Origin of the sequence: Myxococcus sp. NMCA1, assembly GCF_026810205.1 — a bacterium.
Taxonomy (GTDB): Bacteria; Myxococcota; Myxococcia; order Myxococcales; family Myxococcaceae; genus Myxococcus; species Myxococcus xanthus_A.
In genome coordinates, this window is sequence record NZ_CP113950.1 from 6,386,723 (window position 1) to 6,401,666 (window position 14,944).

The window sequence follows — 14,944 nt, forward strand, 5'->3', positions numbered from 1 at the left end:
TCAGGGTGTTTCGCCGTGGCTGCGCCGACCGACCACCGAATCACGCAACAGACTGTCTCGGGCGGGTACCAGCGAGACGCCGTTGGGTCCGTCCTGGACACCCAGCGCTTCTAGCAGACCGGCCTGTTCCGCAAAAGCAGGCCGCGGCAAGTGCCGCTCCAGCAGAGCATTGAACAGCGGCTGTCCCGCGACGGCATCCACCGCGGCACCGAATGCCCCGAAGGTCGAGGAACTGCCGCGAGCCGCGAGCAACTCCAGCACGTCATCCAGCCCGCGCGTGTTTCCAGTGATACGGCGCAATTCCACATCCAGATGCAACGCGAAGAGCGCTCCCGTCCAATAGACAGCGAGCGAAAAGCTGTCTTGAGACACGGCCTCCTGCATGGTTCGCGTGTCATTGCCCTCTCGCCCCCGAGCGAAGCCGCCCAGCAGTTCCTCCCAGGCGCGCCGCGAGTCCTGCCGCCCGGAGCGCGCACGCGCGACCTCCGTGTAGTAGGTGGCCAGCCCCTCCGACAGCCACGGCACGCGGGGCACGAAGACAGGATGGGTCAGGTGCAGCATCTCGTGGACGGCCACCCAGTCCCGCGCGAAGTCCTCCGGCCGCGCCTCCTGCCCCACGCTGATGGAGATGCTGGGCGGCGAGCTCCAGCGCACCATGCCGAAGACGCTGGGCCCGCGGTGCCCAGGCGCGGGGATGACACGCACGGTGATGCGCGGATGCGGGAAGGCGCGCCGCACGGTGCGGACTTCCTCCGCGGCCTTGCCCAACCAGGTGCAGACGGCCGCGTCGCTCAGGTGCGTGAAGTGTCCGAGGACGGCCACGTCCAGCACCGCGTCCGGCAGGCGCACCTGACACCGGCGGCCTCCGAAGCCGTGGAAGCCCGAGTCCACCAGGTCCTCGCCGCGCAGCCGGTACACGCCACTCTCCCCGGGCTGCCACGGCAGCAACGCATCGGTGCCCACCAGCGACAGCTCCACGCGCAGGCCCGGCTTCACCACCCGCGGCCGGATGAGGTACGCGCGGCCCGCGACGTGCCGCGCATCGCCGTCTCCGGAGCCCTGGAAGAAGTCAGGGCCCCGCTCCCGGATGGAGGCATCCAGCGGGTAGCGGTAGCGCAAGAAGCGCGTCCCCCGAGGCAGCAAGACGCGGCCCTCCCGGACGGGCAACGTCTGGACGCCCCCATCCTCCCGGTGCACGGACACCGTCGTCACGGCGCCCGGCTGACTGAAGAGGAACTCTCGCGGCGTTCCCCGCACCAGCACCACCTCCACATCCACCGCGTGCTCGGGCTCACGCACGTAGGTGAGGTTGTAGCGCAGCGCCGCCGCATCCTCCCTGGGGTGGTGGCGCAGTGGCGCCTGACACGACATCAGCGACAGGCCGAACAGGATGACGGCGGCGGCTCGGGCACGCATGCGCAGCGGTGCCCTGCTCCACGTTCGCGGCCATCCATGCCCACCGTCCATACACGGTGAAGGTTCGCCCATGACGCGCCGGAGGTGAATGGCGATGAGGCCTCCGGGAGCGCGGGCCGACACTTCTCCAGCGTCAACCCACACTCCGTGGCACGGCGGGGCAGCCCGAGCGTCGTGCTCAGCGGGGCTTCTTCCGGGCGGGAGCCGCGGCCGGGTCACCCGGACCAGCGGCATGGCCCCGAAACGAAGCGCCAGCGTCGCCAGCGCGCGCTTGCGCGCCGTGACACCGCCCTCCCCTGGCACACGGGAGCGGCTACATCAACGCCCCTGGCACATCGACGGACCTGGGCGACGCCCTGGAGATGGAGGGCATTGCCCGCGTCTTCGGGGACGCGGCGCGCTCGGTCGCCGTCTCTTCGACCAAGTCGATGACGGGCCACATGAACGGCGCGGCCGGCACCGCGGAGGCCATCATCAGCGTGCTGGCCCTCACCCGTGGCCTGCTGCCGCCCACCATCAACCTGGAGCGGAAGGACCCGCGCATCCAGCTGGACTGCGTGCCCCACACGGCCCGCCCCGCGCAGGTGGACGCCGTCACGAGCAACTCGTTCGGCTTCGGAAGCACCAATGTGTCCCTGGTGTTCCGGCGCCGATCGCCCACGGCCTCCTCCGCCAGCCTGTAAACCCACGCTTTCGCGTTTACCAGAACGTGCCCCACCCATGCTGCAATGCATCAGTAAATGTTTGACAAGGCGCTTTGGAGAGAGAGGCGGCAGGTTCCCCACACGCCCTGAAGGGCAGTGATTTCATGGACTTGAATGTACCCGGCGCCCTGGTTCCGACCGCCGGCCAGCCGGTCCGTCGCCGGGCCGACAGGGGTCCTCGTGGATGAAAACGATCATTGCAAATCGGTAAATCGATTTGCAAAGTGGGTGAAGAGCCCGAGGCGCGCGCGGCCATTCGCGATCGCCGGGGGCATCAACGCATCCGGCCATGAACGACAACGCACTGAACGCCAACGTGGGCCTGAAGCTTCGGGGTCTGCGCCTAGCACGGAACATCAAACAGGCGGACGCAGCCAAGGACCTGGGCGTTTCCCCCGCGTACCTGAACCTCATCGAGAAGGGCAAGCGGGTGATGCCCTTCCCCCTGCTCTGGAAGGCCCTGCGCTACTTCGACCAGGACCCCGAGCAGTTCATGTCCACGCTGGGCGAGGGCCGCGTGGACGAAGCGCTCGCGAAGCTGCTGGACGAGCCGCTCCTCAAGAGCCTCGACATCGACCCGGAGTCGCTCCAGTCCCTCTCCGCGGAGCCGAAGCTCGCGGGCACGGTGGCGGCGCTCTTCAACCTCTACAAGAACACCCGCACGCAGTTGGAGAACGTGCTGGCGCAGCTCAACGTCGAGGAGCGCACGCGCGCCCAGGGCGGACTGGGCAACGGCGCCGCGCCCGGCGTGCGCTTCGACTACTCGCCCTTCGACGAGGTCAGCGACTTCCTGGAGAAGCACCGCAACTACTTCCCGGAGCTGGAGGAGCAGGCGGACGCGCTGCGCCGCGACGTGCGCCTGGAGCGGCAGCTCACCAGCGGTCAGCTCATCCGGCTCCTGGAGGAGCGCTTCGGCTACCGCGTCCTCTTCGACGACCCGTCTCCCTCCGGCTCGTCCGTGGTGCGGCGGTTGGACCCGGAGGAGCGGACGCTGACGCTGTCGCCCTTCCTCACCGAACAGCCGCTGAAGTTCCAGATTGCCGCGTCCATTGGCCTGCTGGTGATGGACCGGGAGAAGCTGCTGGAGCGCGTGCTGGACGCGGGCCGCATGCGCCACGGCGAGACGCAGCGGCTCATCAAGGTGAACCTGGCCAACTACTTCGCCGGCGCGCTGATGCTGCCCTACGGGGACTTCTTCAAGGAGGTCCAGCGCACGCGCTACGACGTGGAGCTGTTGTCCAGCATCTTCGGCTCCACCTACGAGACGGTGGCCCACCGCCTGTGCAACCTGTCGGACCCGAAGCGCCCTGGGCTTCCGTTCCACTTCCTGCGCGCGGACATCGCCGGCAACATCTCCAAGCGCTACAGCGGCACCGGCATCCGCTTCGCCACCGGCGGCGGCAGCTGCGCCAAGTGGGCCGTGCACCTGGCCTTCCTCAACCCGTCCCAGCTGACGCGGCAGTACTCCATCATGCCGGACGGCACCGCCTATTTCTGCTTCGCCAAGGTGCAGCTCCAGCCGATCGAGGGCTCCATCGTCAAGGGCACCGCCTACTCCATCGGCCTGGGCACCCACGCGGAGAACGCCAAGTACCTGGCCTACGGCCTGCCCACGACGGACCTGCGCAAGGACGCCATTCCGTCCGGCATCTCCTGTCGCTTCTGCGAGCGCACCGACTGCAACCAGCGCGCGGCGGCCAGCTACCGTTTCGCCTTCGCCTTCGACGAGTACACGAAGAAGGACTGCTTCTTCTCCCCCATCCTCGTCCACGAGAAGGCCGACAAGGTGGAGAAGGACCGGCACCCGGGCGCCCATTCCCTGGCCGTGGCCGCCAACGGGACTGACGGGAGCGAGAAGGACGATTCGTTGGACAAGACCTCCCGCCGCCGCAAGGGTGGCGACGCCTGAGGCCCCCCATGCACCACCCGCCCGAAGACACCCAACGCACCCACATCCTCGACGCCATCCAGAAGCAGAAGAACGCGCTGGCGCCGCTGCGCATCACCGGCTCGCCCACCGAAGTGGGCCAGGGCCTGGTGAACCTGGCCGAACTGCACGGCCTGCTGGAGGACCACGCCGCCAGCCGGCAGTTCTACGAAGAGGCGCTCGAGAAGTTCCAGGAGGCCAAGTACAAGCCCGGCCAGGCGCAGGCCCTGATGGGGCTGGGCGTGGTGAAGGCGAACTTCGAGGATCACCGCGGCGCCATCGAGCAGATTGCCCGCGCCGCCATGCTCTTCAACGAGTCCAAGGACCGTGAGGGCGAGGCCCTGGCCCGCGCCTGCATCGGCGAGTCCCTGCGCTCGTTGGGCCAGCCGGAAGCCGCCGAGGAGAAGTACCAGGAGGCGCTCATCCTCCTGCGCCAGACGCGCAACACGGAGCGGGTGGCGCGGCTGCTCATCGACATTGGCGACATCCGCATGGAGAAGGGCGACTACGAGCCCGCGCGCAAGCGCTTCCTGGAGGCCGTGCCGCTGCTGGAGCAGGGCGAGGACCCGGAGGCGCTCGCGCTGGGCCACCTGCTGCTGGGCGAGTCCGAGGGACTGCTCGGCAACCACGAAGGCGCGCGCCCGCACCTGCTCCGCGCGGTGGAGCTGTACCAGGAGCTGCACGACCACGCGTATGAGGCCCGCGCCCGCTGGGATTTGGGCCTGTCCTGCTACTACCAGCAGGACTTCGCCGCGGCCCGCAAGCAGTTCGAGACGCTGATGCCGCTCTACGGGGATCTGGGTCAGACGGGCGAAGTGGCCAAGGTCCAGAACATCCTGGCCCACTTCACCGCGCGCGGCGTGTGAGCGCTCTTCCCTGACACCGGGGAGAGCGCCGTCACACGCGCTCTTCCTAGGCTTGGATGCCGGTGCCCACCGCGATGGCGAGCAGCCCCAGCACGCCCGCGGCCATCGCCATGTAGCGCCACTCACCCCGCAGGCCCAGCAGCGTGCCCGCCACCGCGAGCCGCGCCACGGGCGTCACCAACAGCAGGGACGCGGCGCCCTTTCGCAATAAATCGATGGCGACGTGCACGCGCTCGGATTGGGGCATGGCCTCCAGCCCTAGCGACAGGACGAACATTCCGCCGCTGACCACCGCGCCGACGCGCAGCACCCGTGCGATCCACCGGTCGCCCACCACCGCGCGCTCACGGTGATGATGCCGCACCTGCTCCGCCGCCCCCGCGTCCGGTTGCGCCATGGGCGCTCCGTCCATGGGGGGCGTCAGCGACGCGGCCCCTCCCGTGACTGCCACATTGCGCGCGACGACGGGATGCTCCGCTGTCACCGCCGACACGGAAGCACATGCCGCGCGCGCTTCCTCGGGTTCACTCACTTCAGGATGCTCGGCCACAATCCCTCCCCTCCCTTCCACAGCATCTGTCCCGCGACCACCAACAACACCACCGCGAACAAACGCTTGAGCACCGCCGTGGGCACCCTCGGCATCAACCGGCTGCCCACGTATGCGCCTCCCAGGACACCCACCACCAACGGTGACACCAGCGCCAGTTTCAGATGGCCCCTCAACGCGTACGCGGCAACGCTCGCGGCGCCCGTGACGCCAATCATCAGGTTGCTCGTCGCGCTGGCCACCTTGAACGGCACGTGCATGCCGTACGCCATCAGCGGCACCTTGAGCGGTCCTCCGCCCACCCCCAACAGCGAGGACAGGCCACCGGCCACGAAGGAGCCGGAGATGCCCAGCGGGTAGTTGGCGGGCGCGTAGTCGTCCAGCGCGGCGGGCTCCTGGCGCGGCGAACGCAGCAGCAACATCTGCAGCGCCACGTAGAGCGTGAAGAGCCCGAACACCACCGCCACCATCGCCGGCGCCACCATGGCCGCCACCATGCCGCCAGCGATGGCACCCATCACCGTCGCCAGCTCCAGCGACAGCCCCAGGCGGATGTCACTCAGGTGTTTGTGCACATAGCCCGCGGCGGCGGAGCACGAGCTGGCCACCACGCACATGAGGCTCGCGGGGATGGCTTGCTCCAAGGGAATGTCGAACCCCAGCACCAGCGCGGGCACCAGGACGATTCCGCCTCCGATGCCGAGCATCGCACCCAAGGTACCCGCGAGTGCGCCCACCGCGATGAGGAGTAGGACCGTCATTCCTCTTCGAGGATAGGAGCGGCCTCGCGCTTCGGACAGCGCCATTCCCCGAGGGGAACCGGGCTCGCCAGGACGCCTGCTCTGCGGGTGTCACGCCGCCCGTGCGCCCAGCGTCCCTTCGGGGAAGGCCTCCATGAAGCGGGCTCGCGTACGGGGCGTAAAGGTGCCCCTCGCCATGTAGCCGTGCAACCGACGCAGGACGCCACGCGCCGTCTCCAGCGCGCCTTCCACCTCCGCGGCGAAGTCGAACGTGTCGTTGCGGTACAGCTCCTGGAACGACAGCCGCGCATAGGCCGGCAACGCGCGCGCCCGGCCCATGGGGCTTGAAAGGAAGAGACCGGAGACGTAGAGGCCGCGCACCCAGCCATCGACCTCCGACTTGCTGGGCGCCTGGCCCACACGCTCCTGTGAGGACAAACGGACCAGCTCGTAGAGCCCGCCGCCAATGCCCCGCCACGGGAAGCCCGGGCTCTTCACCACCTGACACTTCTCCCGCAGCCGCGGCGTGCCGAGCAGCTCCATGCCGTGCAGCTCGCGCAGATAGAAGAGCGTCTGCGCCCATTCGATGTCGCGGTGCGCCTCCAGGGCGCGCTCACCGCGGCGGCGGTGTCGCACCACCAACCTGTCCACCACCGGATACAGACGGCGGTCCAGGCACAGGTGCGTGAAGTAGCCCGAGAGCACCGCGAGGCCAGGCTCGGTGCCCACCAGCGCGCCGGAGGCCACCAGCTCCGCCATCTTCAGCCCGAAGCCCACCGGGGCGCGCTCATGGTACAGCCGCGCGAAGTGCGGCAGCTCCCGTTCGGGCAGGAAGGCGGCGAGCCCGCCTCGGATGCCTTCGCACAACGGGAGGTCTGGCAGCGCCGCGCCGAAGCGCGCATACGGCAGGTCCTCTGACAACGCACGCACCCAATCCGCCGGCAGCTCACCCGGGTTGGCGGCCATCCGTTCAATGGCGGTCAGATGCATCAGCAGCGTGGGCATTCCCCACACTGCTACCCAGTGCAACGAAGCAATGCAATGCTCGAATGAAATCCAACGCTTTGCGTGTAACAGGGCGGGCGTTACAGTCCGCGCCCTTTCCATCAGCCCTAGCCTTTTCACTGTTCAGGAGTTCCACGGCCCATGAACTTCAGCTTCGTCTCCGGCGATGCCACGCGGACGAGCGGCGACCTGCTCGTCATTCCCCTCTTCGAGGGTGAGCTGGGAGACAGCGCCCCGTCCTCCCTCTCCTTGGCGGATGGCGCCCTGGAAGGACGCCTGCGCGGCGCCGCCACCCAGGAGGGCTTCAAGGGACGCGCGGACCAGAGCCTGGTGATGCACACCCTGGGGCGCACGTCGTCCGAGCGGGTGCTGCTGCTGGGCCTGGGAAACCGCGCCCGCTTCCACTCAGAAGTGCTGCGGCTGGCCGCCGGCCGCGCCGCGAAGACGGCGCAGCGGCTCAAGGTCACCTCGGTGGCGTTCGTCCTGCCGGCCACCGAGTCCGCGCAGGACGCGGTGCGCGCCGTGGTGGAAGGCGTGGCGCTGGGCCTCTACCGCTTCGACAAGTACAAGTCCGCCGCGCGCGAGGAGAAGAAGGGCGCCGCGAAGCTGGGCAAGGTGTCCCTGGTGCTCCCCGAGGGCACGGAGCGCACGCGCGAGTTGGATGACGCGCTGACGCTGGCGCAGCGCGTCGCCGAGGCGACCAACTGGGCCCGCGACCTCGTCAACGAGCCGCCCAACGCCGTGACGCCCACGGTGCTGGCCGAGGCCGCGCGTCAGGCCGCGAAGGAAGGCGGGCTGAAGGTCACCATCGGCAACCGCCGCGACATCGAGAAGCTCGACATGGGCATGTTCCTCGGCGTCACCGCGGGGAGCACCGAGGAGCCTCGCCTCATCCACCTGACGTACACGCCCAAGAATGCGCGCGACGCCAAGCAGCCGCCGCTGGCGCTGGTGGGCAAGGCCGTCACCTTCGACTCGGGCGGCCTGTCGCTCAAGCCGACGGACGGCATGGTGGACATGAAGACGGACATGGCGGGCTCGGCCGCGGTGCTGGGCGCCATGAAGGTCATCGCCGCACTCAAGCCGCCCTTCCCCGTGCACGCCTTCATCGGCGCGTGCGAGAACATGCCGGCCGGCAACGCCTACAAGCCGGGTGACATCCTCACCTCGCGCCTGGGCAAGACGGTGGAGATCACCAACACGGACGCGGAAGGCCGCCTGGTGCTGGGCGACATCCTGACGTGGGCCACCGAGCACAAGCCCGCCGCCATCATCGACCTGGCCACGCTCACGGGCGCCTGCGTCGTCGCGCTGGGCAACTACATCGTCGGCGCCTTCGGCGACCACGAGGAGACGGTGACGCAGGTGCTCCAGGCCGCGCGCACCGCGGGCGAAGAGATGTGGCGCATGCCCATCAGCGACATGCAGAAGGACGCCCTGCGCTCCGAGGTCGCCGACATGAAGAACTCCGGCGAGCGCTGGGGAGGCTCCATCAACGCCGCCATCTTCCTCCGCGAGTTCGTGGGCGAGACGCCTTGGGTGCACCTGGACATCGCGGGTCCGGCGAGCAGCCCCAAGGAGCGTGGCTACCTGAACAAGGGCGGCACCGGCGTGGGCGTGCGCACCCTGGTGGAGTACGTCCGCCTGCGCGCGCAGACGCAGGACACCGCACCCGTAGAAGCAGCGCCGGAGCCCAAGGCCAGCAAGGCCAAGCCGGCCCGGAAGCGCGCGAAGTAGCGCGGACTTCCAGCCAGAGGGCGTCCCGGATGAAGGGGCGCCCTCAGCGCTGAGGCACCTTCCACGCCGTCGCCGGCCCCACCAGCGGGCGGACGCCCTGGATGAGCGCATCCACGCTCTGGGGCACGTCCGCCGCGGCCTGCGCCGGCCAGGTGGCCAGCATCATCAACACGCGCCCGGGGATGCCTTCACGCACGGCCACCTTGCCGTGCACGCCATCCCCCACCTGGAAATCGAAGCCCACCGCGGTGTCCGACAGCGGAATGGGCTCCGGGTCCGTGGTGGTGAAGCCCGGGTGCTGGCGGAGCCCTTCGGTGAGCCGCTCCGCGAACTGCGTGGGAGATGCCACCGCGGGCGCCACCTGCAACACCACCTGCGCTCCGGAGACGTTGTGGCGGAGGATGACGGGAATGGCGAGCCCCTCCGGCGTGCGCTCATTCGTCTCGTCCAGCTGCCAGTCCGCCGTGGGCCGGATGATTTCGAAGCCCAGGTCCTCGTCCACGTAGCGGCGCGTCGTCGAGCGGCTGTCCTCGCTCGTGGCCTCCGCTGATGGGGCGGGCCCGGAGCCGCCGGTACCCTCGTGCTTCACCGTCTGGCGAGCGCCACCGCAGGCCGTCGTCAGCGCCAGGAGTCCCCACACCCACTTCCGCATCGCGACCATGCCCGCTCCCCGCCCCAAACGCCGTGACGGCGAACGTGGGCACGGGCAAACCCCTAGGCCAGTCCTCCTTGGAGGGTGCGGTAGGTGTTGGACAGCCGCTCCGCCACGTCCGCGGGCAGGACGTTGCGCGCTGAAAACAACGCATAGGACACGAAGGCGTCCAGGGCCTCCAACGTGAGCGCCCGGCCCACCGCCTCGCCTCCCGTGGAGAGGTTGGCCCTCAGCCGCGCCACGTCCACGCGCCCGTCCGCTGCCAGCGTCACCCCGGCGTACGCGTCCTCCAGTCCCTGCGGCGGCGCGTCCAAGAAGCCGCGCAGCAGGTCCGTGTCCTTTCCGGCGTCGCGCAGGGCCCGGTGCACCAGGGACAACAGCAGGTTGTAGCGCTCCTCGGCGGACAGCAGCTCCCAGGCCATGCCCTCCACGGCGGGCGCCTGTGCCGGAGGCGGCGCCGCGGGGTGGACGGCCACGTTGCCGCCACGCACGGCCTCCTCGAGCCACGTGTAGAAGGCGTGCGGGCCTCCTTCATAGGACGCGCGCAGGCTGGCCAGCGGCAGCCCGTCCGCCAGCCTGGCGAACAACCGCGATTCACCAGGCAGCGGTCCTTCGGGCCCCAGCGTGACGCGCGTGTCGTCCGGGAAGCGCCGACGCAGGCGCGACACCAACTCCGCCCGTTTGATGCCGGTGAGGACCAGGTCCCGCGTGCGCTCGGGCAGCTTCACCACGTCCGCCATCGGCGCGGGGCCTTCGACGAAGACGAAGCTGCCGTCCTCCAGTTCGAAGAGGCTGAGCACTACCTCACGCACCACGTACGTCATGGCGCTGTACAGGTTGGCTTCGGAGACGAGCCCTTCCGACGTGAGCACCTGGCCGATGCGGCGCGACGGCGTCACGCGCGACAGCGCCTGCGTCAGCTGCGCCTGCGTGAGCAACCCCAGGCGGAGCAGCGCCGCGCCCAGCCGCTCCCAGCGCTCCGTGGAGGTGGCGAACACCACCTGTCCGTCCCGGAAGGACACCGTGCGGCGCCCCGTGGCGTGCTGCACCGCCAGCAGGCCGCTGCGGATGCCGGACAGGACGTGGGCGAAGACCTCCTCCACCGACAGGGTGCGCAGGCTGCCGGCGAGGAAGCCAGCGAAGCCGGGCGGCTCCTGGAGGAGGACCATCCCCTCCGGCCCGTGGAACCAGGCCTGGAGGGGACGAGACGGGGACAAACCCTGGGCGAGCGGCCGCTCCAGGTCGAGCGATGCCGCATCACCCACGAGGCGGGGCGTGGCTTTGGGTCGTGTCGCCACTGCCCACCTCTCCGACTGCCGGGGACTACTTCTTCGGCGCGTTCAGCTCCGCGTCGATGATGCTCTTGAACTCTTCGAAGGGCTGCGCGCCGGACAGCAGGATGCCGTTGATGAAGAAGGCCGGGGTGCCAGACACGCCCGCCTGCTTGCCCTCGGCCAGGTCCTTCTGAACAATGGCGCCCTTCTCACCCGAGTCCAGGCAGGCGTTGAACTTCGCCGTGTCCAGCTGCAGGTCGGCGGCGTACTTCTTCAGGGAGTCCACGCCCAGCGCCTGCTGGTTGGCGAAGAGCAGGTCATGCATCTCCCAGAACTTGCCCTGATCGCCCGCGCACAGCGAGGCCTCGGAGGCCTTCGGCGCCTCCTTGTGGAAGTCGAGCGGGAAGTGGCGGAACACGATGCGGACCTTGTCGCCGTACTCCTGCTGCACCTGCGCCAGCGCCGGGTTGGCGCGGCTGCAGAACGGGCACTGGAAGTCGCTGAACTCGACGATGGTGATGGGCGCGCCCTCAGGACCACCCTTGGCGGCGCCCGTGGCGGCCACCTGCTTGCGGACAACGGGGGGACGCGGCGGCTCCGGCAGCGTCAGCTTGACATTGGCGGACTTGCGCAGCTCCTCGAAGAGGGCCTGCGCGCGCTCCTGCTTCGGCTGCTGCGTCAGGAACTCCACGATCTGCGGCTTCATCTGCTCGTAGGTGGAACCCTCGGGCAGCTGGCCAGCGGCACCGTCGTAGACTTCCTTGATGCGCTCCTCGGTGGGCGCGGGGACCTTGTCGTCGATCTCCGCCTTCAGGTACGCCTCTTGGGAGAGGCCGCGCTTCTTGGCCTCGGCATCCACGAGCTTCTCCGTCACCATGCCGTCCAGGCCACGCTTCAGGAGCTGCGACTTCTGCTTCTCCAGGTTGGCCAGCGGCTCCTGGAGGCGCTCGTTGAGCTCCTTGTAGGTGATCTTCTGCCCGTCGCCGAACGTCGCGACGACAGTGTCGGGCGCGGGCTCACCGGCGGCCTGCTGCGCCGCGGGAGCGGTGGCCGGCGCCTTCTCCTTGTTACAGCCGGCGGTGAAGGTGGCCGCCAGGAGCGCGGCGAGGATGACGCGGGTGGGACGGTTGAGCATATCCCGCCCACTTAGCCGAGCCTTACCGGACCTGCAAGTTAATGACGTCAGGCGACAAGCGGCTCGAACTCCAGCGCGCCGGCCAGTCCGGAGAAGCCCAATCCCATGCCCTCCAGCTCGCGGCGGCGGGCGGGAACGATTTCGTAGCAGCTCGGGTCGGACATCACCTTGCGCACCAGCTTGTGATTGAGCGCGTGGCCCGTCTTGTACGCCGTCATGTGGCCGATGACGGGCCGGCCGAACAGCGACACGTCGCCGATGGCGTCCAGGATCTTGTGGCGAACGAACTCGTCCGGGAAGCGCAGCCCGTCCGGGTTGAGGATGGAGACCTCGTCCACGACGATGGCGTTCTCCAGCGAGCCGCCCCGGGCCAGGCCCATCTGCTTCAGCTTCTCCACGTCCCGCAGGAAGCCGAAGGTGCGCGCGCGGGAAATCTCACGCGCGAAGTCCCGGTCGCCGAAGTCCAGGTCGAAGGACTGGCCCTGGATGACGGGGTGCTCGAAGTCGATGGTGCAGCTGATGCGGAAGTGCCGGGCCGGCGTGAGCGAGGCCTGCTTGTCGCCGTCCACCACCGACACCGCCTTGCGGATGACCAGCAGCTCCTTGGGCGCCTCCTGCTCCCGCACGCCCGCGCTCTGGATGAGCGCCGCGAAGGGAGCCGCGCTGCCGTCCATGATGGGGACTTCCGGGCCGTCCAGCTCCACCCGGAGGTTGTCGATGCCCATGCCGGCCAGCGCCGCCATCAGGTGCTCCACCGTGCCCACGCGGACACCGTCACGCCCCAGCGTCGTGGCCAGCGACGTGTCCACCACGTACTCCGCCAGCGCGGGGATGCTCACCGGGCGGGCGAGGTCCGTGCGCACGAAGACGATGCCATGCCCCGGGGGCGCCGGGCGCAGGGTGAGCGTCACCCGGGCACCCGAGTGGAGCCCCACGCCCTGCAGGGAGGCGATCTTCGAGAGAGTGCGCTGGTTGTAGGAGGACGGTCGCATTGTGGGTGTCGCCTCGTGGCTTCTCGGTGCTGCGGAGCTTCCGCTCCAGACCCGCCGGAGGGGCTGGAAACGTTCATCAGTGGTCTGATGTGACGCGCGAGTCGAGCAAGCAGCATGCCACTTCCGTGTGACATGCCTGGCAGCGCCGCGGGCTTGAAATTCAGCTCCAACCCCTTGGAGTTGCTCGGCTTTTTCGTGCGTCATCAGGGGCACCGGTTCCGGCCTGGCGCCCCTCCCCCCGTGGCGGATTGCTGATTCCCTCCTGAACCGCGACACCGATGTCGGGGATTTGTCATCCCCGTCCTTGGCATCCCCGCGCCCTCCCCCTCCTCACCAACCCGTGTCTTCCATGCAACACGGGCGCGTCCATAGCGCAAGGAACTCAACGACGCAAACACCGGCCGTGACAATCCCCCCCACACAGGGACTGTTATGCGGGGTGGCCAGTAGCGCCGCGACAGGGCTGTATCAGCGTGCGGGGGTGGTGAGGAACCTGTCCCGCAGGGCTTCTGCGTCCTGGCGATCAAAGCCCCTACCCAGGAGGTGGGTGCGGCGGCTGACGGCGTGGAAGGTGGACTCCAGCGTCTGGATGAAGCGCCGCAGGTCCTCGCCGAGCCGGGCGCGGATGCCGGGCCCCTCCGGGGGCCAGGGCAACTCCACCAGCAGCGAGGTGAAGCGGTCGAAGGCGTCGTAGTCGCCGTAGCGCAGCAGCTGGTAGCTGCCGTCGTGGAAGTAGCCCAGGAAGCCCTTGAGGGCGTCCAGCACGCGCTCGGCGGCGGGGACGTCCTCGGCGCGCAGGTGGGACTCCGCGGCGCGACACAGTTGGGCGTACACCCACAGGTCCTTGCGCAGGCGCAGCGCCGCCTCCTGCGGGCTCATCAGTTCGTCGAAGACGCCGTCGGCCAGGCCCCCGTTGGGCGCCAGCGCCTCCACCAGCGCCACCACCTGCGTGCGCAGCACCGCCGTGAAGGCGGACGCGGCGCGCAGGGGGGCTTCCGCGTCGCGGTCCAGGTTGACCAGCACCTCGCGGGCCACGCGCTCCGTCTCCCGGGCGATGTCGCGCGCGGCGCGCAGCGTGGCGGCCTGCAGGGACTTGGAGCCGGCCTTCGGGGACAGCTCCGAGTGCATCCACGACGCCAGCGCGGTGGCCTCGCTGCGCACCAGCGCCAGCAGCACGCGCACGCGGCGGGAGAAGGGCGGCTGCTCCTCCGCGTCCACATAGGCCAGGTAGTGCAGCAGCCGGAAGAGGCCCAGGAAGGCGGTGGTGAAGGCGGTGCGCTGCTCCTCCTGAAGGGTGACCAGCGTGTCCAGCAGCCGCACCGAACGGAGCCGGTCGTATTCGACGCGGAACTCCAGCGGGCGGAAGGGACGGAAGTAGCGGTTGAGGACGATTTCCCGCAGGGACAGCTTGCCCACGTCCTGGAACAAGCCGAGGTTCGCCGCCGGCAGCTTGAGCAGGTGGTCCAGCAGGTTCTTCAGCGCGTCGAAGGCCTCGCGCAGCACGAAGAGGCTCTCGGGCGGCGTCTCCTGGTCCAGCTGCTCTTCGATGAGCGCGCGCCGGACGCGGTCGTCCGCGAGCTGGGTCTCCACGTACTTGCGGAAGACCATTTTCTGGTCGCTGTCCGGGTCCTGCAGGTGGCGCGCGACGCGGATGGCGCGGTCCATGGCGTCGCGCACGTCCGCCAGCTCCTCGCGGAAGTCACGCGTGACGAGCGGCCTGTCGCGCGCGTCCACCACCGTGTTGAGGTTGAGATAGCGCTCCACCGCGCGCAGCAGCATCTCGAACTCGAACAGCAGCTCCTCCCGCCCCTCCACGGGCACGCCCCGCAGCCAGCGCTCGCGTTCGGCGAGGAAGCCGGCGCGCGACGTCTGGGAAGCGCGCATCAGGTCGGCGTAGAAGTCGCGGGGGACGCGGGGCGGTGAGGAAGGCGTGTCCTGGCTCATGG

12 protein-coding genes and 1 pseudogene are annotated in these 14,944 nt (G+C 69.3%); 4 read left to right on the forward strand and 9 right to left on the reverse strand.

The window, feature by feature from the left end; translation table 11 throughout:
• Positions 1 to 1,416, reverse strand: coding sequence for a hypothetical protein (locus OZ403_RS26200; RefSeq protein ID WP_268782064.1), 1,416 nt, complete (start codon positions 1,414 to 1,416; stop codon positions 1 to 3).
• A gap of 311 nt (positions 1,417 to 1,727) precedes the next feature.
• On the opposite strand from OZ403_RS26200, the pseudogene OZ403_RS26205 reads away from it, so the two are divergent.
• The 3 genes and pseudogenes from OZ403_RS26205 to OZ403_RS26215 form a co-directional block, all read left to right on the forward strand.
• Positions 1,728 to 2,099: pseudogene (locus OZ403_RS26205) on the forward strand (beta-ketoacyl-[acyl-carrier-protein] synthase II); the annotation flags it as partial.
• 310 nt (positions 2,100 to 2,409) lie between these two features.
• Complete coding sequence (locus OZ403_RS26210) at positions 2,410 to 4,029, forward strand: helix-turn-helix domain-containing protein (RefSeq protein ID WP_140794031.1); 1,620 nt, start codon at positions 2,410 to 2,412, stop codon at positions 4,027 to 4,029.
• An 8-nt stretch (positions 4,030 to 4,037) separates the two neighbouring features.
• A complete protein-coding gene (locus tag OZ403_RS26215; protein WP_140794033.1) occupies positions 4,038 to 4,913 on the forward strand; it encodes a tetratricopeptide repeat protein in 876 nt (291 codons plus the stop codon).
• A gap of 46 nt (positions 4,914 to 4,959) precedes the next feature.
• Here the strand turns inward: OZ403_RS26215 and OZ403_RS26220 are convergent, their stop codons facing one another.
• The 3 genes from OZ403_RS26220 to OZ403_RS26230 form a co-directional block, all read right to left on the reverse strand.
• A complete protein-coding gene (locus tag OZ403_RS26220) occupies positions 4,960 to 5,445 on the reverse strand; it encodes a hypothetical protein (RefSeq protein ID WP_140800766.1) in 486 nt (161 codons plus the stop codon).
• Positions 5,442 to 6,224 (reverse strand): sulfite exporter TauE/SafE family protein, encoded by a 783-nt coding sequence (locus OZ403_RS26225; RefSeq protein ID WP_140794035.1) that lies wholly within the window; start codon positions 6,222 to 6,224, stop codon positions 5,442 to 5,444. The genes OZ403_RS26220 and OZ403_RS26225 overlap by 4 nt, the downstream gene beginning before the upstream one ends.
• A 90-nt stretch (positions 6,225 to 6,314) precedes the next feature.
• The gene (locus tag OZ403_RS26230) at positions 6,315 to 7,208 is read right to left on the reverse strand and encodes a zinc dependent phospholipase C family protein (protein ID WP_140794037.1); all 894 of its coding nucleotides are present in this window, start codon (positions 7,206 to 7,208) and stop codon (positions 6,315 to 6,317) included.
• 141 nt (positions 7,209 to 7,349) lie between these two features.
• On the opposite strand from OZ403_RS26230, the gene OZ403_RS26235 reads away from it, so the two are divergent.
• Entirely contained in the window at positions 7,350 to 8,945 is a 1,596-nt protein-coding gene (locus tag OZ403_RS26235) for a leucyl aminopeptidase (protein WP_140794039.1), read from the forward strand.
• Between the two features lie 43 nt (positions 8,946 to 8,988).
• On the opposite strand, the gene OZ403_RS26240 is transcribed toward OZ403_RS26235, so the two are convergent.
• The 5 genes from OZ403_RS26240 to OZ403_RS26260 form a co-directional block, all read right to left on the reverse strand.
• Complete coding sequence (locus OZ403_RS26240; RefSeq protein ID WP_140856024.1) at positions 8,989 to 9,606, reverse strand: hypothetical protein; 618 nt, start codon at positions 9,604 to 9,606, stop codon at positions 8,989 to 8,991.
• A gap of 53 nt (positions 9,607 to 9,659) precedes the next feature.
• On the reverse strand, positions 9,660 to 10,895 hold the full coding sequence (locus OZ403_RS26245; protein WP_140794043.1) for a DUF4388 domain-containing protein: 1,236 nt from the start codon (positions 10,893 to 10,895) through the stop codon (positions 9,660 to 9,662).
• Between the two features lie 25 nt (positions 10,896 to 10,920).
• Positions 10,921 to 12,006 (reverse strand): thioredoxin domain-containing protein, encoded by a 1,086-nt coding sequence (locus tag OZ403_RS26250; protein WP_140794045.1) that lies wholly within the window; start codon positions 12,004 to 12,006, stop codon positions 10,921 to 10,923.
• Positions 12,007 to 12,053: 47 nt separating this feature from the next.
• Positions 12,054 to 12,998: a UDP-3-O-acyl-N-acetylglucosamine deacetylase gene (gene lpxC / locus OZ403_RS26255; RefSeq protein WP_140794047.1), complete on the reverse strand. Its 945-nt coding sequence runs from the start codon at positions 12,996 to 12,998 to the stop codon at positions 12,054 to 12,056.
• Between the two features lie 468 nt (positions 12,999 to 13,466).
• Positions 13,467 to 14,942 (reverse strand): hypothetical protein, encoded by a 1,476-nt coding sequence (locus OZ403_RS26260; RefSeq protein ID WP_268782065.1) that lies wholly within the window; start codon positions 14,940 to 14,942, stop codon positions 13,467 to 13,469.
• Positions 14,943 to 14,944: the final 2 nt, after the last annotated feature.